Genomic DNA, 20453 nt, shown 5'->3' with positions numbered 1-20453 from the left:
GTCCGCGAGATCCATCGAACACAGCCCCAGCGTAGGCAAGTTGATGCGCCGTCAGTTGTGCGCTGCGCTCACCGTCACCGCCCTGCTCGCCCTCCTCCTCGGCCTGCTCCCCGTCCTCTTCCACGTCCTGCCCGCCACCGGCCGGGCCGGCGTCCCGCTCGCCGTCTGGGTCGCCCTCGGCGTCGCGCCGTACCCCACACTGCTCGGCATCGGCGCCTGGTACGTCCGCCGCGCCGAGCGCAACGAGGGCGACGTGACCGGGCGTTGAACCAGACGTACGGAATCGCCGGAGTGTCGGCCGTGGTGCTCGCCACGGCCCTCGTCGGCGCGCTGGGCCTGCGCATCTCGCGCACCACCTCGGACTTCTACGTCGCCTCGCGCACCGTCGCACCCCGGCTCAACGCCTTCGCGGTGAGCGGCGAATACCTCTCCGCCGCGTCCTTCCTCGGCATCGCCGGACTGCTCCTCGCGCAGGGCGTGGACATGCTCTGGTTCCCCATCGGCTACACGGCCGGGTTCCTCGTCCTGCTGGTCTTCGTCGCCGCCCCGCTGCGCCGCTCCGGGGCGTACACGCTGCCCGACTTCGCCGAGGCGCGCCTGGAGTCGCGGGCCGTGCGCCGGATCGCCGGAGTCCTCGTCGTCGGCATCGGCTGGCTGTATCTGCTGCCCCAACTGCGCGGTGCCGGACTGACGTTGCGGCTGCTCACCGGGGCGCCCGGCTGGCTCGGCGGGCTGGTCGTCGCCGCGGTGGTGACGGCGGCCGTGGCGGCCGGGGGCATGCGGAGCATCACCTTCGTACAGGCCTTCCAGTACTGGCTCAAGCTCACCGCGCTGCTGGTGCCGGTCGTGTTCCTGCTGCTCGCCTGGCGCTCGGACCACGCCCCCGCGCCCGTGTGGGACGACCGGCCCGTCTTCCACCGCTCCACCGAGGTCCGCGTGGACCACGCGCTGACCATGACCGTCCGCGAACCGGTCCGGGTCACCGACGTCTCCGGGACCGTGGACGGCCGCAAGGTCGAGCACGGCACGCTCCGGCTCACCGAGGGCCGCCACCACATCGGCGCGCACACCGGCCTGCGCTTCCCGGCCGGTGCCCGCGTCCCGCTGCCCGACCGGGAAACCGCCGGGTCGGCCCCGTCGAGCTGGGCGCAGCCGCAGTCCCCGCACCGCGAACAGCACGGCCTCTACGCCACCTACGGGCTGATCCTCGCCACCTTCCTCGGCACCATGGGCCTGCCCCACGTCGTCGTGCGCTTCTACACCAACCCCGACGGCCGCGCCGCCCGCCGCACCACCCTGATCGTCCTCGGCGCGCTCGGCGCCTTCTACCTCCCGATGCCGCTCTACGGCGCGCTCGCCCGGCTCTACGCCCCCGACCTGCTGCTCACCGGCGACACCGACCTCGCGGTCCTCGTCCTGCCCCAGCGGCTGATCGGCGGGGTGGGCGGCGATCTGCTCGGCGCGCTGCTCGCGGGCGGCGCCTGCGCGGCCTTCCTCTCCACGGCCTCCGGACTCACCATGTCGGTCGCCGGAGTGCTCGCCCAGGACGTGCTTCCCGCCCTGGGGCTCCGGCACTTCAGGGCCGCCGTCGTCCCCGCCATCGCGGTGCCCGCCGCGGCCGGCGCCTTCGTCGGGGAGCTGCCGGTGGCCGACGCGGTCGGGCTCGCCTTCGCCGTGTCCGCGTCCTCCTTCTGCCCGCTGCTCGTGCTCGGCATCTGGTGGCGCGGGCTCACCCCGCCCGGTGCGATCGCCGGGCTGATCCTCGGCGGCGGCTCCGCGCTCACCGCCGTCACCGCGACCATCGCCGGGGGCGCCCGCTCCGGCTGGGCGCACACCCTGCTGGCCTGGCCCGCCGTCTGGTCGGTGCCGGTCGGGTTCGCCGCGATGGTGCTGATCTCCCTGGCCACCCGCGACCGGGTGCCGCCCGGCACCGCCGCCACCATGGCCCGGCTGCATCTGCCGGAGAAGGAGAAGGCGGGCGCGGGCCGGTGACACGAGTGATCACATTCCCCCGGAGGTCCCGATGAGCGCCCTCGGCTTCCTGCTGCTCGCCGTCGCCGGACTCGCCCTGTTCGTCCTCGGCGCCGCCCTCGGCCATGTCGCCGTACGCCGCCAGCAGGAGAACCCGGCGGGCCCCGGCACCCCCGTCGAACAGGCCACCTTCCACACCCTGCACACCGCCTCGCTCGCCGCGCCGCCCCTGCGCGCCGGGCTCACCCCGGACACCGCCCGCAAGGCGGCCCGGCGGCTGCGCCCGCTCCTCGGCACTGTCGCCCTCGCCCTCGCCGACGAGGGGGCCGTGCTCGCCTGGGACGGTGCCGGTGACCACCACCGCGAGGCGACGGCGATGCTGCTCGCGCAGGTCGTGCGCACCGGCCGCGAGCAGAGCGTCGAGTTGTCCTGCGCGCACGAGGGCTGTCCCGTGCGCCGGGGCGTCCTCGTCCCGCTGACCGTCGACGGCCGGGTGAGCGGCGTCCTCGCCGCCTTCGCCGGCCGCGAGGACGCCGTACCGGTGCGCGCGGCGCGGGAGGTCGCCCGCTGGGTGTCGGTGCAGCTCGAACTGGTCGATCTGGACCGGGCCCGCTCCAGCGCCATCGAGGCCGAGATCCGCGCCCTGCGCGCCCAGATCTCCCCGCACTTCATCTACAACTCGCTCGCGTCCATCGCCTCGTTCGTCCGCACCGACCCCGAGCGCGCCCGTGAACTCCTGCTGGAGTTCGCCGACTTCACGCGCTACTCGTTCCGCAGGGACGGCGACTTCACCACGCTCGCCGAGGAGTTGCGCTCCATCGAGCAGTATCTGGAGCTGGCCCGCGCCCGCTTCGGCCGCCGGCTCGCGGTGACCCTGCGCATCGCGCCCGAGGTGCTGCCGGTCACCCTGCCGTTCCTGTGCCTCCAGCCGCTCGTGGAGAACGCGCTCAAGCACGGACTCGCCGAGTCCGCCGAACGCGCCCGCATCACGATCATCGCGGAGGACGAGGGCACCGAGGCCCGCGTCGTCATCGAGGACGACGGCGTCGGCATGGAACCCGACCGGGCCCGCGCCGTCCTGCGCGGCACCGCCGGACCCGGCACCGGCATCGGCCTGAGCAACGTGGACCGCAGACTGCGTCAGGTGTACGGAGACCCGTACGGCCTGGTCGTCGAGACCGGCGTCGGCGCCGGTACGAAGATCACCGTACGGGTTCCCAAGTTCCGCCCCGCGCCGCGCCGGAGCTGAGCGTCCGGCGCGGTGGGCGGGCCGGGCTCGGCGGACGGGCCGGTCAGGTCCAGCGGCCGTCGGAGCGGCGGCGCTCCTGCTGCTGACGGTGACTGTCGTGCGGCTGGCCCTTCGCCTGCTTGGCGGCCGCCTCGGGAATCTGCGTGTGGTAGTAGAGCAGCTTGCCCTGGCCGCGCGCGCCGAGGCCGTGGTGTCCCTTGACCGGAGAGTTCTTACGCATGACTCGGCTCCTCGGGGTGACGGCACCCGGAATTTCGTTAGATTCACGGTACGCCGCACCCGTACGGGTGGCGACTGGGCGGCCGTTCGGGTGGTGGCGGGCGCACACCGGTTTCGAGGTGCGGGCCTGGGGGCTCGGTGCGACGCTGACTTGGTGCATACCTCTGAGCTGACTCCCGAGATCCGTGCCGCTCTGAGCGAGCGCCGTGCGTACCCCGCCATCACGATGGTGATGCCGACCGATCCGGACTTCCCCTTCAGCGAGAAGGACCGCATCCTCCTGCGCGACCTGGTGACCGAGGCCAGGCGCCGGCTGGCCGACGACCCGGAGGTGGGCCGGGACACACGCCTTGAGCTGCGGGACCACCTGCTGGAGCCCGCGGTGATCGAGCGCGTCGCCGACCCCTTCCACCCGGACGACGCCATGGTCGTCTACGTGGCCGCCGACGAGCCGGTCCAGGTCTGGCAGATGACCTCCCTTGCGCCCGTACAGCCGCGCGTCGAGTTCGCGGAGTCGTTCCTGACGCGCTATCTGGACGCGGCCGAACAGCGCTCCCGGCCCTTCCTCGTCCTGGTCCTCGACCAGGAGATGTGCCGCCTCTACCACGGTGCCGTCCGGCGCCTGACGCAGGTCGAGCACCACGGCTTCCCCTGTCGGCCGGAGATCCCCTCGCCCGAGGACGCGCTGCCCGGCGCCATCCCGCACTCCGCGCCCTACGAGGGGCACCGGGAGCGGGTCGAGCAGTATCTGCGCCGCGTGGACCGCAAGCTGGGCGAGGCGCTGGACGAGCACACCGATCTGCCGCTGTTCGTCATCGGCGGCGACAAGATCCTCTCCGCGTTCCGCGACGTCACGACGCACGGCAACGCGATCTCCGGCACCCTCCAGCTCACCGGCATGGACAAGGACCGCCCGCAGGACCTGATGAAACGCCTGGAGCCGCTCCTCGAAGAGTTCCGCGCGAGGCAGGTCGCCGAAGCGGTCGGCGCGCTGAACGAGGCGCGGGGACAGGGCAAGTACGCCGGCGGGCCGCTGGAGGTGTGGACCGCCGTCGCGGACAAGCGGGTGCAGCGGCTGATCGTGGAGGAGGGGCTGTACCTCGCGGGCCGGGTCACCGAGGACGGCCGGGTCCTGGAGCTGGCCGAGGTGCCCAAGCCGGTCACCCTGCCCGAGCCCAAGCCGGACGTGACACCCCCGCCGCACACCATCGGCGTGGCCACCGACATCGTGGAACAGCTGGTCGACCGGGCGATCGCCGCCGACTCCCATGTGCTGTTCGTACCCGACGGCACGCTGGCGGAGGCGGGCGGGGTGGCGGCGCTGCTGCGGTACTGAGCGTTGCCGCGGCGCTGGGCGTTGCCGGGGCGCTGAGCGTTGGCGCAGTGCCGAGCGTCGCCGTGGTACCGCGCGGGGCGGCGCGCCTCGGCGGCCGGACGTGTCGTCCTACGCGCCCTTCCCGCCGCCCGCCCCCTCGCGGCCGGCGAGCACCGTCTCCCGGAACGACGCCACCACCGGCCGCAGATCCACCCGGTGCCACACCGCCCACAGCCGAACGGACATGTCCAGCCAGGGCAGTTCGCGCACCGTCACCCCGGCCGGCTCACCGCGCACCATGCTCCGCTGGACCAGCGCGAGACCCAGCCCGGAGGCCACGAGCCCGAGTGCGGTGAGCGGTTCGGCGGCCTCCAGGCGGATGTCCGGGGTGAACCCGGACGCGGCGCACGCGGCGATGAACTCGTCCCGCCAGGCAGCGCGTCGGCTGTTCTCCACCGCGATCCAGGGCAGCCCCTCCAGATCGGCGGGCGTGATCTCCGCCAGGTCCGCCACCGGGTGCCCGCTCGGCACGGCGAGCAGCAGCGGATCGTCGAGCAGCAGCGCGGCGCGCAGATCGGGGTCGTCCTCGGCGGGCGGCTCGGACACCAGGGCGATGTCCAGACTGCGGCGGCGCAGCCCCTCGAACTGCTCGGCCGTGGGGTGGTTGTAGAGCGCGACGTGGATACCGGGCCGCTCGTCGTGCAGTTCCCGCAGCGCGCGCGGCAGCACCCCGGAGTGCATGGCGTCGGTCGCGTACCCGATGCACAGGCCGCCCTCCTCGCCGCGCCCGAGCCTGCGGCCGAGGTTCTCCAGGCGGTCGGCGTGCAGCAGCAGTGCCCGGGCCTCGGAGAGGAAGACCCGGCCGTCGGCGGTGAGCCGGATGCGCTGCTGGCTGCGCTCGAACAGGGTCAGGCCGAGGGTCTTCTCCAGCTGGGCGATCTGCCGGCTGAGCGGTGACTGGGAGATGTGCAGGAGTTCGGCGGCGCGGCCGACGTGTTCCGTCTCCGCGACGGTCACGAAGTACCGGAGCTGGCGCAGATCGAGCATGTAAGACCTCGGAGGACTCAAGTGTGTCCAAGCAAGTCTTGGACAGTCTCAAGCTTCGATCCTAGCCTCGACAGAGCAAGAACGGCAGAACCCGCAAGAACGGCGAAAGGCCGCGATACGGGACGAAAGCTGCTGAACCCTCGTGAAACAAGGATCTGAGCTACTCATGGGTATCAAGTCCCTCCTCCCCGGCCCGCTCGGCTTCGGCACCGCCCCGCTGGGCAACATGTTCCGCGCCATCCCCGACGAGGAGGCCGCGGCCACCGTCGCCGCCGCCTGGGACCACGGCATCCGCTACTACGACACCGCCCCCTTCTACGGCGCAGGCCTCTCCGAGCTGCGCCTCGGCGAGGCCCTGGCCGACCGCCCGCGCGACGCGTACGTGCTGAGCACCAAGGTCGGCCGCGTGATCCACGACGACGTGGAGGACCCGGCCGCGCGCGAGCTGGGCGAGAAGGGCGGCCTCTTCGAGCACGGCCGCCCCAACCGGATGACCGACGACTACACCGCCGACGCCACCCTGCGCTCCATCGAGGACAGCCTGAAGCGGCTGCGCACCGACCGCCTGGACATCGTCTGGGTGCACGACATCGCCCAGGACTTCCACGGCGACGAATGGCTCGCCCGTTTCGAGACCGCCCGCACCGGCGCCTTCCGCGTCCTTGAGAAGCTGCGCGACGAAGGTGTCATCAAGGCGTGGGGCCTCGGCGTCAACAAGGTCGAGCCGATCGAGCTGACCCTCGGCCTGGACGAGCCCCGCCCCGACGCCTTCCTGCTGGCCGGGCGCTACACCCTGCTCGACCACGACCGCGCCCTTCAGCGGCTGCTCCCGGCCGCCGTCGAGCAGGGCGTGGACATGGTCGTCGGCGGGCCGTACAGCTCCGGCATCCTGGCGGGCGGCACCCACTTCGAGTACCAGCGGGCCCCGCAGGCGATCATCGACAAGGTCGAGCGGATCAAGGCCCTCGCCGCGCGGCACGGCGTCGGCGTCAAGGCGGCCGCGCTCGGCTTCGCCCTGGCCCACCCGTCGACCGCCGCCGTCGTCCCCGGCGCCACCCGGCCCAGCCGCATCGCCGAGGACACCGCCGCGCTCCGCGAGAACGTCCCGGCCGCCTTCTGGGCCGACCTGCGCGCGGAGAAGCTGATCTCCGCCGACGCGCCCGTCCCCACCGTCTGAGCCCCACCCGACCCCTTGTCCACCCCCCACCAGGAAAGCGCCATGGCAAGCACCACCGCGTCCATCGACCTCCCCCACACCCCCGACCACGTCTGGCGGCTCATCGGCGGCTTCGGCTCCCTGCCCGACTGGCTCCCCTACATCCCGCACAGTGAGCTGACCGAGGGCGGCCGCGTCCGCAGGCTGACCAACGCCGGCGGCGAGACCATCGTCGAACGCCTGCACGCCTTCGACGACGAGGCCCGCAGCTACACCTACGCGATCCTCGACGCCCCCTTCCCGGTCACCGGCTACCTCTCCACCCTCACCGTCCACCCCACGGCCGACCCGGGGACCGCGCGGGTGGAGTGGTCGGGCACCTTCACCCCCGACGGCGTCGGCGCGGCGGAGGCGGAAGCCCTGTTCCAGGGCATCTACCGCGAGGGCCTGGCCGCGCTGGAGCGGACGCTGCGCACCGGCGCCTGACCCCGCCCGGCGCGGGACGGTACGGCACCGGCGCGGCGGCCGGGTCCGCACCCCGGTGCCGTACCGCTCCCGCACACGCGTGCCCACCCGGCCGGGAGGCCCGACTCGCCTGCGGTGGAAGGCCCGTTGAAGGGTCCAAGGCGGGCGGTCGGGCTCTACGATTGGCCCGTCGCCGTGTCGCCCGGAGCGCGCCACGGCACCGCCACGTCCGCGTGGCCTCGCGTGGAGGGAGTGCGGTGTCCAATCACCGGCCGGCCGGCCATCCGGTGGCCGACGGTCCCGACCGGGCCGTCCGGTTCCGCTCCGGCGCGGGCGGCGGTCACCGGCCGCCGCCGCACGGCGTGGACCATCCGGTGCTGACCGAGGTGCTGCGCCGGCTGCTGGAGCGCGACCGGCGGACGGCAGGCCGGCCCGTCGCGTACTACGAGGACAGTCCCTGAGGTGGCCCCGCATCCGGAGGGGGGAGCGGCGGACCCGCACGCCTCGGCGCCCTGGCCGCACCGGCTGCTGGATGTGCCCGCCCTCCGCCGCGCCGGCACCGCCCCCGTCCCGCTGCGCCAGTTCGTCCTGAAGCTCAACAGCCGCTGCAATCTGCTCTGTTCGTACTGCTACGTCTACAACGCGGCCGACACCTCCTGGCGCGGCCGCCCCCCGAGGGTCACCCCCGAGGTGCTCGCCCGCAGCGCCGAGCGGATCGGCGAGCACGTCGCCGCCCACGGACTGCGCGACATCCGGGTCGAGCTGCACGGCGGCGAACCGCTCCTCGGCGGCGTCGACACCGCGCTCCGGCAGGTCTCCGAGGTGCGCTCCGCCGTACGGGCTGCCGCCGGGGCCGGCTGCGAGGTCCGGGTCGGCGTCCAGACCAACGGCACCCTGCTGACCGCCGAGACCGTACGGCGCCTCGCGGACGCCGGAGTCCGCGTCGGCGTCAGCCTCGACGGGGGGCGCCCCGAGCACAACAAACGGCGCGTCGACCACGCGGGCCGCCCCGCCTGGCCCGCCGCCACCCGGGGTCTCGCCCTGCTCGCCCAGCGCCCCGAGGCGTACGCGGGCATCCTGTGCACCATCGACCTCGACCAGGACCCCGAGGACGTCTACGACTCCCTGCTGGAGTTCCGGCCCGCCGCCCTCGATCTGCTGCTGCCGCACGCCAACTGGACCCACCCGCCGCCCGGCAAGGGCCCCTCCAGCGCCGGAGCCGCGCCCTACGGACAGTGGCTCGCCCGCGTCTTCGACCGCTGGTTCGACGCGGGCCGGCACCACACCGGGATCAGGCTCTTCACCGAGATCATCGGGCTGCTGGCCGGCTTCCCGAGCACCGCCGAGGCCGTCGGACTCTCCCCGGTCGCCGCCGTCCTGGTGGAGACCGACGGCGCCATCGAGCAGGTCGATTCGCTCAAGGCCGCCTATTCCAGGGCCCCTTCGACCGGTCTGAGCGTCTTCGACGACAGCTTCGACGACGCGCTGGAGCATCCGGGCATCGTGGCACGGCAGTTGGGGGAGGAGGCGCTCTCCGAGGACTGTCTGCGCTGCCCGTTGATGCGGATCTGCGGCGGCGGCCACTACGCCCACCGCTACCGCCGGGGCAGCGGCTTCCGCCATCCTTCCGTCTACTGCGCCGATCTCACCCTGCTCATCCGGCACATCGCGGGAAGAATCGAACCGCTTCTCCACTCCGGTCCCCTCCTGCCCGATTGAACCCCTTTGCATTGCCTAGGAGTTGAAGCCGCGTCAGAATCCTGTCGTGAGCACACTCGGGGGAGCGGCCGCGGCCGAGGAGGTCTGGCGGGCGCAGAGCGTCTGGTCGCGGGCGGCCAACCGGGCCAAGGCCGCGGTCGAGCGGGCCCGCGCGGCCACCCTTTGCGCGGTGGTCGCGGCGGCCGTGCTCGGCGCCGCCGCCTCGCAGGTGATACCGCTCTCCCCGGCCACCGGCCGTGTCCTCGCCTTCCTCGCGCTGCTCGCCGCCGGCACCGCCCCGCTCACCGCCGCCGGCGCCTCCCCGCACCGGGTGCGCGAGTGGACGGCCCTGCGCTCGGTCTCCGAGGAACTGAAGAGCCAGCTCTACATCTACCTCGCCGGAGCCGCCCCCTACCGCCGCCCCGAGACCCGCGACACCGAGCTGCGCGCCCGCGTCGGCGCCGTCCTCGCCGACGCCGGTGACCTCGACCGCGCCCTCGCCGGCATCGAGCCCGCCGCCCGGTCGCTGCCCCCGGTCACCGGCATCGCGGACTACGCCGAGCAGCGGCTGCACAGGCAACTGGAGCGCTACTACCGGCCGAAGGCCCGGGAGATGGCCGCCAAGGCCCGGCTCGTCGAACGCTGGGGCCGGGTGCTCGCCGGGATCTCCGCGCTGCTCGGCGCCGTCGCCGGCGCCTTCGCGGCGGAGCAGGCGGCCGCCTGGATACCCGTCGTCGCCGCGGTCTCCGCGAGCGTCGTGTCCTACGGCGCGTCGGCACGCTTCGTCGCCCAGGAGATCGAGTTCAACAGGACCGCGCGCGAGCTGGACGGGCTCCTGCGCTGGTGGCGCGAGCGCGATCCGGCCACGGACGCGGACGCCGACCGGCTCGCCGAGCGCACGGAACACGTCGTCTCGGTGCAGAACGAGGGCTGGATGGCCAAGTGGATCGCGGACTGAAGGCGGGGCGAGGGTGGTCAGGGTGTTCATCAGCCACAGCACCAACACGGATGAACCGGCCGCCCAGTTGCGCGACGCCCTCGCCACCGGCCTCGACACCGCCCGGCACACCGTGCTGCTCGACGTACGCATCCAGGAGCCCGGCCGCCCCTGGCAGCTGAAGCTCGCCCGGTTCCTCGGCGAGTGCGACGCGGCCCTCGTCCTCGTCAACGAGGCGGCTCTGCGCTCGACCTGGGTGCGCCGCGAGACCAACATCCTGCACTGGCGCAAGACGCTGTACCCCGACATGGTCCTGGTCACCGTCCTGGTGGACGGCATCAGCGCCGGCAAGCTCAGGGAGTCCGCGCTCGGCTACCTCGCCACCGACGACGTGGAGCGGATCGTCACCGGCAGCGCGGCGGAGGTCGCCCGGCTCGTCGGACGGTTCCCTCAGGTGCGCGAGGTCTGGGACGACTCCATGAGCGTCTGGCTGGAGAGCATCTGCATCCAGCTCCGGGAGATCCGCGAACACGCGGTCTTCGCCCGTCTCGCCCGCGAACTGGAGGTCCCCGACGAGGAGTTCGGCGACCTGATCCCCGGCTTCGCCCCGCTGCTCATCGCCTCGCAGCTGCTCGACTCCCACGACATCGTCCAGCTCCACAACACGGTGCTCGCGGCCCTCATGGGCGGCCTGGAGCGCGGCCGCGCGGGCGACCTCGCCCAGATGATCCTGCCGGCGTGGGTGGACCGCGACGACGCCCGGCGCATCGTGCGCGACACCGACGGCGTGGTGCGCCGCGTCGTCATCCTCAGCGTGGACAGCACGGTGATCGGCAAGCACTACCTGGACCGCGCGTTCTGCGTCGACATCCGCAGCTACTACATCGCCGAGGCGGCGGGGCGGCCGCCCGGCGACGACGACCCCGAGGACTATCTGCTCGGCCAGTGCGAGCAGGCCGTCAAACAGGCCATCGGCCTGGAGCCGTACGACGAACTCGGCACCCCCGAGGAGCCGGAGAGCTTCGGCCGCTTCTATCTGCTCCTCGACGCCAAGCGCTGCGACCTGGCCGTCGTGCACCGGGTGATCTCCCGGCTGCACGAGAGCATCCCGTGGATGCACGTCCTCGTCATCACCGGGCGGGGCGTGGACGCGCGCGGGAGCTGGCCGGGAAGTCCCGACGAAGTGCTGGTTCTCGACCCGCCGTTCGGCGCCGTACATGAGACTCTGGTCAATGCCGTCATCCGTCGGGTGAGCAAGCACGTGGGTTCGATCGGCTGGGGGGCCTGATGAGCCAGGAACAGACCGACGCGCCGGAGCCGTCCGGGACACCCGGCGGCGCCGAATGGCTCGACACCCCCGACCGGGGCGACGGCCGCGTCTATGTGATGCCGCCCGAACTCGACTTCGCCGTCCGGGTCGCCCGCGCGACCGGCCGCCCGCTGCTGCTGCGCGGGATGCCCGGCTCCGGCAAGTCCTCCCTCGCGCCGTACATCGCACGGCAGTTGGGCTGGCGGTACTACGAACACGTCGTCACCTACCGCACCCAGCCCCGCGAGCTGCTGTGGAGCTTCGACAGCGTCCGCAGGCTCGGTGACGCCCAGGTCGCCGCCCGCCGCGGCGGCACCCCGGACGACGCGAGCTACGTCCAGCCCGGCGTCCTGTGGTGGGCACTCGCCCCCGAGTCCGCCCGCAGGCGCGGCAGGCCCGAGGACGCCGAGATCACCGACCCCTGCCCCGACCCCTTCGAGAAGGTCAACGCCGGGCGCAAACGCGACCACGCGGTCGTCCTCATCGACGAGATCGACAAGGCCGACCCGGACGTGCCCAACAGCCTTCTCGTACCGCTGGGTTCACACCGCTTCGTCGTCTCCGAGATCGGCGAGGAGATCCACACCGAGCAGCCCGCCACCACCTCCCCGGCCGGCCCGGGGACCACCGGCGAGCACGCCCACTGGTCCCGCCATCTGGTGGTGCTCACCACCAACGAGGAACGCGAACTGCCCCAGGCCCTGCTGCGCCGCTGCGTGGTCCACCGGCTGCCCGAGCACGACCGGGACATGCTCGTACGGATCGCCGGACAGCACATGGCCGACTGGCCCGGCGAGGTCACCCCCGCCGACGAGGACCTGGCCAGGGCCGTCGCCGACAAGCTGATGGAGGTCCGCGAGCAGGCCGGCAAGCAGGACGTCCGCCGCCCGAGCACCGCCGAGTACCTGGACGCGCTGCGCGCCTGCCGCTCGCTCGGCATCCGCCCCGGCACCGACGAGTGGCGGATGCTCACCCGCAACGTCCTGGTCAAGCCCCAGCAACTGGCCGGTGACCTGGCATGACCGGGGAGGCCTGGCTCGCGGACGTGGCCCGCGCCGCCCGGGCCCTGGGCACCCGCGACCCCGGGGACTACGCCCGTATCGCCGCCCTCCTCGGCCTGGGCGGCCCCCCGGCCGAACCGGCCGCGCCCCCGGCGGACGTGGAGCCGCCCGAGGACGTCCCCGGCTGGCAGGCCCCGGCCCGCGAGGACGACGAACCCGGCCGGCCGCGCGAGGACGACGGCCCGCCGCCCTTCGGCCGCGACGACCAGGGCGCCCGCACCGGCACCGTCACCTTCCTCGTCCCCGTCGACGAGAGCGCCCCGCCCGCCCCCGCCTGGACCACCCCCGCCCTGCCCCCGCCCCGGGGCCGCGCCGACCCCGCCCCGCGCCCCCCGCACCTGCCGCTGCTCGCCCCCCGCTCCACCGCCGCCCTGCTCACCATGGTCCTCTCCCGGGTCAGCCCCGAGGGCGAACTCGACGTGGACCGCGCCACCGAGGAACTCGCCCGCGCCCGCCCGCTGACCGCGATACCCCGGCTGCCGCTGTCCACCCTCCGGCACGGTGTGCAGATCCTCGCCGACACCTCCCGCGCCATGGAGCCCTTCGCCCGGGACGTGGAGGACGTGATCGCCCACGTCCGCGCGCTCGCGGGCGTCGCCGGCACCCAGGTGCTGCGCTTCGCCGACGTGCCCCTGCGCGGCGCGGGCCCGGGACCCAGGTCCACCTGGCAGCGGCCGTACCGCCCGCCCCGGCCCGGGGTGCGGGTGCTGATCCTGTCCGACCTCGGCGCGGGCGGCCCCCCGCTCAACCCCTGGCGCGCCACCGAACGCGAATGGCGCGCCACCGTCACCACCATCCGCCAGCGCGGCTGCGAACCCGTGGCCCTCGTCCCGCTGCCCGAGCGGTACTGGCCGCGCTGGGCGCGCCCGCTGCTGCCGCTGCTCGCCTGGGACCGCGGCACCACCGTCGGCAAGGCGCTGGGGGCCCGGCGTTGAGCGCGGCCGAGCGGCCGGGCCGCACCCTCGCGGTGCTGCTCAGCATCGCCGCCCGGATCGAACCCGAGCTGATGCGGGCCGTACGGCTGCGCGTGGCGCCCGGACTCGACGTGTCGGCGGAGGTGGACCTCTGGTTCGGCGACCTGGTCGGCCACCCCGGCTTCGGCCACGTCGTGCTCAACCCCGCGCTCCTGGACGACCTGCGCGCCGAACTCACCGAACGGCTGGCCCGGGCCGGCGAGGACGACCCCGTCCACCGGCTGTGGCCCACCTTCCAGCGGGTCCGCGCCGGCGCCTCCCCGGCCCTGCGCGCCCAGGAGGCCGCGACCTGGCAGGCGGTGAGCGGGCGCCCGGATGCCGGCCCGCTGATCGAGGAGGCGCTGCGGCCCGCCCTGCGCGCGCTGGTCGAGGAGGAACGCGACGGCATCGCCCGCTGGTTCACCGAGGCCTGGGAGACCCTGCCCGATCCGGTACGGCGCTCCACCACCGCCTGGCAGCTGCTCACCCTCTCCGCCGTCCGCCTCGACACCGAGCCCCCCGAGGGCGCCCGCCCCGACCGGCTGGGCCTCGCCGACGTCGCCGTCATCGCCCACGGGCTGCCCACCGCCGCGCTCCACCTCGGCTGGAACGGGCCCGTACTGACGCTCAGCGACGCCCCGTTCTCCACCGGCCAGTTCGCGATCACCGTGCCGGACACCGACCCCCGCGTGGTGGAGCTGGTCACCGCCAACTCCGTACGGACCATCCTCGTCGGCCGCAACGCCGTCGTCGAGGAGTGGGTCGGACCCGGCGGGGGCCGGCTGCACACCGCCGACGGCGCCACCTACCGGCTGCCCGCCCCGGCCGTCCTCCAGCCCGACACCACACCGCTGGCCGGCACCGTCCCGGACCTCGCCGAGGACGGCACCGGGCGGCGCACCGGCAGCGGGCACATCAGCATCTGCTACGCCGGCGAGAGCCGCCCCTGGGCGCTGTGGACCGCCCACCAGCTCGAACGCGCCGGCTGCACCACCACCCAGCTGCACTGGGACACCGCCCCCCGCACCCCCCTCGAATCCCTCGGCGCCCTGCTGGCCGCCCCCGGCCGCGTCCTGCTCCTCGTCAACGAACGCGCGCTCCGCCCCGACCTGCACGCCGAGGCCGACTGGGCCGAGGCGTTCCGCCAGGTCGTCCGCCCGCACCGCGAGCGCTTCGCCGCCCTCGCCCTGTCCTACGAGCCGCTGCCCGGCGCCATCGACGTGCTGCGCCCGGTCGACGTGGCCGGACTCGACGAGAGCGAGGCCCGCCGCAAGATCCTCCGGCGGCTCGGCATCGACCCCGGCGAGGACCCCGTCCCGGACGGCCCGCGCTTCCCCAACGACGCGCCCCAGGTCCGCGAGGCACCCCGGCGCAACGGCTACTTCACCGGCCGCAAGGACGACCTGGAGGAACTCTCCGAACTCCTCGCCGAACCCGTACCGGGCGGCCCCGGGGCCCGCGTCGTCCTGCACGGCATCTCCGGGGTGGGCAAGACCCACCTGGCCACCGAGTACGCCCACCGCTACGGCGACGGCTACGACGTGGTGTGGTGGGTCACCGCCGGTGAACGCGCCACCGCCCGCGAGGAGTTCGCCGCCCTCGCCGCCCATCTGGAACTCCCGGTGGCCCGCGACGCGGGCGAACGCATCCGCGCCCTGCACGCCGCCCTGCGCGCCCGCACCGGCCGGCGCAGCCGCTGGCTGCTGATCTTCGACGGCGCCGACGACGTGGGCGCGATACGCGACCTCCTGCCCGAGGGCCCCGGCGACGTGCTGATCACCAGCCTCAGCCGGGACTGGTCCGGACTGCTCGGCTTCCAGGAGTACACCGTCCGCCCGTTCACCCGGAACGAGAGCGCCGCCTTCATCCGCCGCCGCGTCCCGAGGGCCACCGAGACCCAGGCCCGCGCCCTCGCCGAGGCCGCCCAGGACCTCCCTCTCGTCCTCGCCCAGACCACCGCCTGGCTCATCGCCAACCCCGCCGAACCCGTCGCCGCCTACCTCGACGCACTCCAGGGCCAGTCCCCGCAGGACATGGAGGTGCGCGTCGAGGACGACTACCCGGTCGGCTTCGTCCGCTCCTGGGGCCTGCTGCTCAACCTGCTGCGGCAGCGCAACCCCGAGGCGGCCGAACTCATCGAGCTCATGGTGCTGTTCTCCCCGGACGCCATCCCCTTGCGCCTGATCGCCGCCGCCCCGGCCGCCGTCTTCCCGCCCGGCAGCCTCGCCCGCACCGTCACCGACTCCACCCGCTGGCAGAGCGCGCTGGCCGCCCTCGCCGACCTCACCGCGATCCACCTCAGCTACACCCAGGACCCGTCCCTGGAGTACGGCGTCGAGACCGCCCAGATGCACCGCCTCTACCACCGCTTCGTGTCCGGCAGCCTCACCCCCCGGCGCCGGAGCGAACTCTCCGCCGCCGCCAACGGGGTGCTCGCCGCCGCCAACCCCGGCCGCCCGGCCGACCGGCGCGAGTGGAGCGCCTACTCCGCGCTCGTCCCGCACCTCGACTACGCCGGCACCCTCGACCGCGACGAACCCGGCGTACGCCGCCTCGTGCTGGACTGCGTCGACACCCTGCGGCTGCGCGGCGAGTACGACACCGGGCTCCGGCTGTGCCAGCAGGCGGTCACCCGCTGGCGCCCCCGCCACGACCCCGACGACGCCGACATGCTCGTCCTGATCCACCAGTACGCCAACCTCCTGCGCCGGGTGGGCCGTTACCGCGCCGCCGAGGCCGTCGGACGCGACGTCCTCGACGCCCTGGCCGGCACCCGGGCCCCCGACGACCCCGAGCTGCTGCGCGCCAAGGACGGCCTCGGCGGCACCCTCATGGCCCTCGGCCGGTTCCAGCGCTCCCGCGAGCTCTTCGAGGAGGTCTGGCGCGGCCACGCCGGCCGCCCCGGCGGCGAGGGACCGCGCGCCCTCATGGCGAAGAGCAACATGGCCCTCACCCTCGGACTCCTCGGCTACTACACCCCATCCCTTGACATCCACCAGGAGTTGCACGAGCGGCGCGAACGCGAACTCGGCCCCGACCACTACGAGACCCTCTACTCCGGACTCTGCCTCGCCTGGATGACCCGGCTGCTCGGCGGCTACCGCCAGGCCCTCGCCCTCCAGCGCCGCAACGCCCGCCTGCACGGCCGCGTCCTCGGCCCCGACCACCCCCAGACCCTGCGCGCCGAGCACAACCTCGCCCAGTGCCTGCGCCGCGACGGACAACTGGAGGAAGCCACCGCCCTGTTCACCAGCGTCGTCGGCCGCTGCCGGCGCGTTCAGGGCGAACTCCACCCCGACACCCTGATGATGGTCTCCGACCGCGCCACCCTCCTGCGCGACCACTCCCCGCGCGAGGCCCACGACCTCGCCCGCACCGTCCACGACCGCTATCTGAGCCTCCTCGACCCCGAACACCCCTACACCGCCGGGGCGCTGGGCAACCTCGCCCTCGCCCAGTGGGCCGACGGCGACGAACACGGCGAGGCCGAGGGCTCCGCCCACACCGCCTGGCAGCTCATGGCCCGCGCCGTCGGCGACGACCACCCCTGGACCCTGGGCACCCGGCTCAACCTGGCCGCCCGGCTCGCCCAGTCCGACCGGACGGCGGCAGCCCTGGCCCACGACACCGACCTGCACGCCGCCGCCGTACGCCGCCTGGGGGAGAGCCACCCCCTCACCCTGGCCGCCGCCACCGCCCGCGCCTGCGACCTGCGCGCCCTCGGCCGCGCCGAGGAGGCCGAGGACATCCGCCGGGACACCGTGACCCGGCTGCGCGAGACCCTCGGCCCCCAGCACCCCCACACCAAGTCCGCCGAGGAACTGCGGCGCCCCCACTGGGACTTCGAACCCCAGCCGATCTGACGCACCATCACTTCAAGCGCCCATGAGGGGAGCAGGCGCATGGACAGCCGGAGCAGGCCCGACGGCCGGCGCATCACGATCAGCTACGCCGGCTACAACCGGCCCTGGGCCGCCTGGATCGCCCACCAGCTGACCGCGCGCGGCCACGAGGCCGTCCTGACCCGCTTCGACCCCCGCGTGGACGTGCCCTTCGAGGACGAGTTCGCCGCCCTGCTCGACACCCCGGGCCGCGTCCTACTCGTCCTGGACGACTGGTACTTCGACCTCGGCCCCATCGCCGCCCACGAGTGGGACCGCGTCCTGCGCCGCACCGTGCCCCGGCACGCCGGCCGGCTCGCCGCCGTCACCGTCGCCACCCGGCCGGTGCCCCGCGCGGTCGCTCTGCTCGGGGCCGCCGACCTGCACGACCTGGACGAACCGGAGGCGGCCCGCCGCGTTCTGCGCGAACTGTCCATCGACACCGAGCCCTTGACCCCCGACGACACCGCGCCCCGCTTCCCCAACGAACCCCCCGAGGTCTTCGACACCCCCCGCCGCAACCGGCGTTTCACCGGCCGCGACCCCGAACTGGACGGCCTGCGCGCCGCGTTCACCGCCGGCGAGGCCGACGGCGCCGACCCGGGCACGGACACAGGCACGGCCGCGAGCGCCGACACACCCGCGGACACCCGGATCGTGCTGCACGGCGACAGCGGCACCGGAAAGACCCAGATCGCCGTCGAGTACACCCACCGCTTCGGCAGCGAGTACGACGTCGTCTGGTGGATCGACGCCACCCACCGCGCCAAGGCCCGCGAACGGCTCGCCGCGCTCGCGCCCCGCCTCGGCCTGCCGGTCGGCGAGCGCATCGGCGAGCGCATCAGGGCCGTGCACGAGGCCGCCCGCACCGCCGCCCCGGGCCGCTGGCTGCTGGTCTTCGACGGCGCCGAGGACCCCGCCGAACTGGCCGACCTGCTCCCGGACCAGCGCGCCCACGTCCTGCTCACCGCCGGGACCGGCAACTGGACGGAGCTGCCCGGCACCCGCGTCATGGACGTCAGCGCCTTCACCCGCACCGAGAGCGTCGCCTATGTGCGCCGCCGCGTCCCCCGGCTCTCCGCCGAGGAGGCCGGCGAACTCGCCGAGGCCGTCCTCGATCTGCCCCTGCTGCTCGCCCAGACCGCAGCCTGGCTCGCCGCCAACGACGTACCGGCCGCCGACTACCTCGGCACCCTGCGCGCCACCCCCGAACCCGGCACCTCCGACGACACGGAATACCCGCCCGGCTTCCGCACCGCCTGGTCCACCACCCTTGCCACCCTGCGCGCCCGCCACCCCGAGGCCGCCGAACTGCTCAGCCTCCTCGCCTTCTTCGCCCCCGGCGAGATCCCCGTCCGCCTGCTCACCGAGGTCCGCTACGGCGACCTGCCCCCGTCGCTCGACGCCCTGGTCCGCGACCCCCGCTCCTGGCACCTCGCGCTGCGCAGGCTCTCCGAGTACACCGCCGTGCGCCTCGACTACGAACGGGAGCTGGCCGAGAACCCGGCCGTAGAGCAGGTCCGGATGCACCGCCTCTACCAGCGCTTCCTGCACGAGTCACTGACCGAGGAGGAACGCCGGGCCCTCGCCGACACCGCCTGCCAGGTGCTGGTCGGCGCCGACCCCCGCCGCCCCTCCGACACCCGCGACTGGGAACGCTACGCCCTGCTCATCCCGCACCTCGGCTTCGCCGGGGCCTTCGACTCCCCGCGCCAGGCCGTGCAGGAACTCGTCCTCAACTGCGTCGAATACCTGCGCCTGCGCGGCGAGTACCGCACCGCGCTCCGGCTCTGCGACGAGGTCCTCGCCCACTGGGAACGCGCCCTCGACCCCGCGCACGGCGCCCTGCTCGCCCTGCGCAACAAACTCGGCGGGCTGCTCCGCCTGGCCGGCCGCTACACCGAGGCCGAAGCGCTCGGCCGCTCCGTCGTGGCCCAGCTCACCGCCGTACGCCCCGACGACCACCCCGAACTGCTGCGCGCCAAGGACGGACTCGGCAGCACCCTGCTCGCCCTCGGCCGGTTCCCGCAGGCCCGCGAGCTGTTCACGGAGGCCGCCGCCCGCTTCGCCGACCAGTTCGGGACCGAGGCCCCGCAGACCCTCGCCGCCCGCCACAACCAGGGCCTCGCCCTGCTCCTGCTCGGCCGCTACACCGAGGCCCGCGCGATCCACCGCGACGTCCTCCAGATCCGGCAGCGCCGGCTGCGCTCCCGCCACCACCTCACCCTGCACTCCGGCGCCGTCTACGCGCGGCTCATCCGGCTGCTCGGCGACTACCCCGAGTCCGTCTCCCGCCTCGAACAGATCGTCCGCACCCTGCGCCAGACCTCCGACGAACGCCACCCGCAGTCGATCATGGCCGACCACCAGCTCGGCGTCTCCCGCCGCCGGGCCGGGGACATCTCCGAAGCGGGGGAGCGGCTGACCGGAGCCGCCCGGCGCGCCGCCCAGGTGCTCGGCCCGCTGCACCCCGACACCCTCGTGGTGGAGGCCGACCAGTCCACCTTCCTCAGGGAACACGGGGAGCTGGACACCGCCCTGCGCACCGCCGAGTCGGTCGCCCGGCGCTACGAGGAACTCCTCGGCCCCGACCACCCGTACACCATCGGCGCCCTCGGCAACCTCGCGCTGGCCGTCGTCCACACCGGCGACCACCGGAACGCCCTGCGCCTCACCGAGCGCGTCCACCACGACATGGTCCGGGCGGTCGGCCGCGAGCACCCCTGGGCCCTGGGCTGCGCGCTCAACCTCAGCGGCGCGCGCAGCCTCGCCTACGAGGTGGACGGCGCCTGGGAACTCAGCCGCGACACCGTGCGCGGCGCCGCCCGTGCCCTCGGGGCCGCCCACCCGCTCACCCTGTCGGCCCGCACCGCGCTCGCCGACGACCTGCGCGCCCTCGGCCGCGCGCAGGAGGCCGCGACCCACGAACGGGAGGCCGTGCGCACCCTCGGCGACACCCTCGGACCCCAGCACCCGCACACCCGCGACGCCCAGCGCCGGCTGCGGCCGTACTGGGACTTCGAACCGCAGCCGCTGTGAGCGTGTCCGTGTCCGTGTCCGTGTCCGTGTCTGCGTCCGCGTTCGCGGGAACTCCGCCGTCACGAGGGCGACTCGTATGCCAACTCATTGACAAACCAGGGTATTTGTTGCTCGATCGGAAGCGAGCCGCCGCCTTCCGCCACCGCCTCCCGG

16 protein-coding genes are annotated in these 20453 nt (G+C 74.1%); 14 read left to right on the top strand and 2 right to left on the bottom strand.

The genetic code is table 11. From position 1 onward, the window contains the following. Positions 1–43 precede the first annotated feature (43 nt). From AB0898_RS15655 to AB0898_RS15645, 3 genes are read left to right on the top strand one after another with little or no spacing between them, the layout of a single operon-like run. Complete coding sequence (locus AB0898_RS15655; RefSeq protein WP_366803465.1) at positions 44–268, top strand: hypothetical protein; 225 nt, start codon at positions 44–46, stop codon at positions 266–268. Continuing rightward, complete coding sequence (locus AB0898_RS15650; RefSeq protein WP_366803464.1) at positions 265–1992, top strand: cation acetate symporter; 1728 nt, start codon at positions 265–267, stop codon at positions 1990–1992. The genes AB0898_RS15655 and AB0898_RS15650 overlap by 4 nt, the downstream gene beginning before the upstream one ends. 31 nt (positions 1993–2023) lie before the next feature. Further along, positions 2024–3220 carry a histidine kinase gene (locus tag AB0898_RS15645; protein WP_366803463.1) on the top strand — a complete coding sequence of 399 codons (1197 nt, stop codon included), beginning with the start codon at positions 2024–2026 and terminating at the stop codon, positions 3218–3220. Between the two features lie 43 nt (positions 3221–3263). Here AB0898_RS15645 and AB0898_RS15640 read toward each other — a convergent pair whose 3' ends face one another. Then, a complete protein-coding gene (locus AB0898_RS15640) occupies positions 3264–3440 on the bottom strand; it encodes a hypothetical protein (protein ID WP_366803462.1) in 177 nt (58 codons plus the stop codon). Between the two features lie 153 nt (positions 3441–3593). Here AB0898_RS15640 and AB0898_RS15635 point away from each other — a divergent pair, with 153 nt between their 5' ends. Beyond that, a complete protein-coding gene (locus AB0898_RS15635; protein WP_366803461.1) occupies positions 3594–4775 on the top strand; it encodes a hypothetical protein in 1182 nt (393 codons plus the stop codon). Positions 4776–4883: 108 nt separating this feature from the next. Here AB0898_RS15635 and AB0898_RS15630 read toward each other — a convergent pair whose 3' ends face one another. Further along, complete coding sequence (locus AB0898_RS15630) at positions 4884–5801, bottom strand: LysR substrate-binding domain-containing protein (protein WP_366803460.1); 918 nt, start codon at positions 5799–5801, stop codon at positions 4884–4886. 166 nt (positions 5802–5967) lie between these two features. On the opposite strand from AB0898_RS15630, the gene AB0898_RS15625 reads away from it, so the two are divergent. The 10 genes from AB0898_RS15625 to fxsT (AB0898_RS15580) all read left to right on the top strand — a co-directional run bounded on the left by AB0898_RS15625 (position 5968) and on the right by fxsT (AB0898_RS15580) (position 20300). Next, positions 5968–6978: an aldo/keto reductase gene (locus AB0898_RS15625; protein WP_366803459.1), complete on the top strand. Its 1011-nt coding sequence runs from the start codon at positions 5968–5970 to the stop codon at positions 6976–6978. A gap of 42 nt (positions 6979–7020) precedes the next feature. After that, a complete protein-coding gene (locus AB0898_RS15620; RefSeq protein ID WP_366803458.1) occupies positions 7021–7443 on the top strand; it encodes an SRPBCC family protein in 423 nt (140 codons plus the stop codon). A 236-nt stretch (positions 7444–7679) separates the two neighbouring features. Further along, complete coding sequence (locus AB0898_RS15615) at positions 7680–7883, top strand: hypothetical protein (protein ID WP_366803457.1); 204 nt, start codon at positions 7680–7682, stop codon at positions 7881–7883. 1 nt (position 7884) lies between these two features. Beyond that, complete coding sequence (locus AB0898_RS15610) at positions 7885–9141, top strand: FxsB family cyclophane-forming radical SAM/SPASM peptide maturase (protein ID WP_366803456.1); 1257 nt, start codon at positions 7885–7887, stop codon at positions 9139–9141. 46 nt (positions 9142–9187) lie between these two features. Beyond that, positions 9188–10078, top strand: a complete 891-nt coding sequence (locus tag AB0898_RS15605) for a DUF4231 domain-containing protein (protein ID WP_366803455.1) — start codon at positions 9188–9190, stop codon at positions 10076–10078. Positions 10079–10100: 22 nt separating this feature from the next. Then, positions 10101–11345, top strand: a complete 1245-nt coding sequence (locus AB0898_RS15600; RefSeq protein WP_366803454.1) for a toll/interleukin-1 receptor domain-containing protein — start codon at positions 10101–10103, stop codon at positions 11343–11345. After that, a complete protein-coding gene (locus tag AB0898_RS15595; protein ID WP_366803453.1) occupies positions 11345–12388 on the top strand; it encodes a MoxR family ATPase in 1044 nt (347 codons plus the stop codon). Before AB0898_RS15600 ends, AB0898_RS15595 begins: the two co-directional genes overlap by 1 nt. Next, positions 12385–13362, top strand: coding sequence for a hypothetical protein (locus AB0898_RS15590; protein ID WP_366803452.1), 978 nt, complete (start codon positions 12385–12387; stop codon positions 13360–13362). The genes AB0898_RS15595 and AB0898_RS15590 overlap by 4 nt, the downstream gene beginning before the upstream one ends. After that, positions 13359–17243, top strand: coding sequence for an FxSxx-COOH system tetratricopeptide repeat protein (fxsT, locus tag AB0898_RS15585; protein ID WP_366803451.1), 3885 nt, complete (start codon positions 13359–13361; stop codon positions 17241–17243). Before AB0898_RS15590 ends, fxsT (AB0898_RS15585) begins: the two co-directional genes overlap by 4 nt. A gap of 39 nt (positions 17244–17282) precedes the next feature. Next, on the top strand, positions 17283–20300 hold the full coding sequence (gene fxsT, locus AB0898_RS15580) for an FxSxx-COOH system tetratricopeptide repeat protein (RefSeq protein ID WP_366803450.1): 3018 nt from the start codon (positions 17283–17285) through the stop codon (positions 20298–20300). Positions 20301–20453: the final 153 nt, after the last annotated feature.

It is taken from the genome of Streptomyces sp. NPDC005435, from assembly GCF_040703155.1.
In the GTDB taxonomy this organism is placed as follows: Bacteria; Actinomycetota; Actinomycetes; order Streptomycetales; family Streptomycetaceae; genus Streptomyces.
Note: the sequence above shows the minus strand (reverse complement) of the source record. Positions and strands in the feature narration are given on the sequence as shown.

What these genes read in the sequence shown, in the direction of transcription:
- AB0898_RS15645 (WP_366803463.1), top strand. Translation starts at nt 2,024, where the DNA reads ATGAGCGCCCTCGGCTTCCTGCTGCTCGCCGTCGCCGGACTCGCCCTG.
- AB0898_RS15640 (WP_366803462.1), bottom strand. Translation starts at nt 3,440, where the DNA reads ATGCGTAAGAACTCTCCGGTCAAGGGACACCACGGCCTCGGCGCGCGC.
- AB0898_RS15620 (WP_366803458.1), top strand. Translation starts at nt 7,021, where the DNA reads ATGGCAAGCACCACCGCGTCCATCGACCTCCCCCACACCCCCGACCAC.
- AB0898_RS15595 (WP_366803453.1), top strand. Translation starts at nt 11,345, where the DNA reads ATGAGCCAGGAACAGACCGACGCGCCGGAGCCGTCCGGGACACCCGGC.
- AB0898_RS15590 (WP_366803452.1), top strand. Translation starts at nt 12,385, where the DNA reads ATGACCGGGGAGGCCTGGCTCGCGGACGTGGCCCGCGCCGCCCGGGCC.
- fxsT (WP_366803450.1), top strand. Translation starts at nt 17,283, where the DNA reads ATGGACAGCCGGAGCAGGCCCGACGGCCGGCGCATCACGATCAGCTAC.
- AB0898_RS15625 (WP_366803459.1), top strand. Translation starts at nt 5,968, where the DNA reads ATGGGTATCAAGTCCCTCCTCCCCGGCCCGCTCGGCTTCGGCACCGCC.
- AB0898_RS15630 (WP_366803460.1), bottom strand. Translation starts at nt 5,801, where the DNA reads ATGCTCGATCTGCGCCAGCTCCGGTACTTCGTGACCGTCGCGGAGACG.
- AB0898_RS15655 (WP_366803465.1), top strand. Translation starts at nt 44, where the DNA reads ATGCGCCGTCAGTTGTGCGCTGCGCTCACCGTCACCGCCCTGCTCGCC.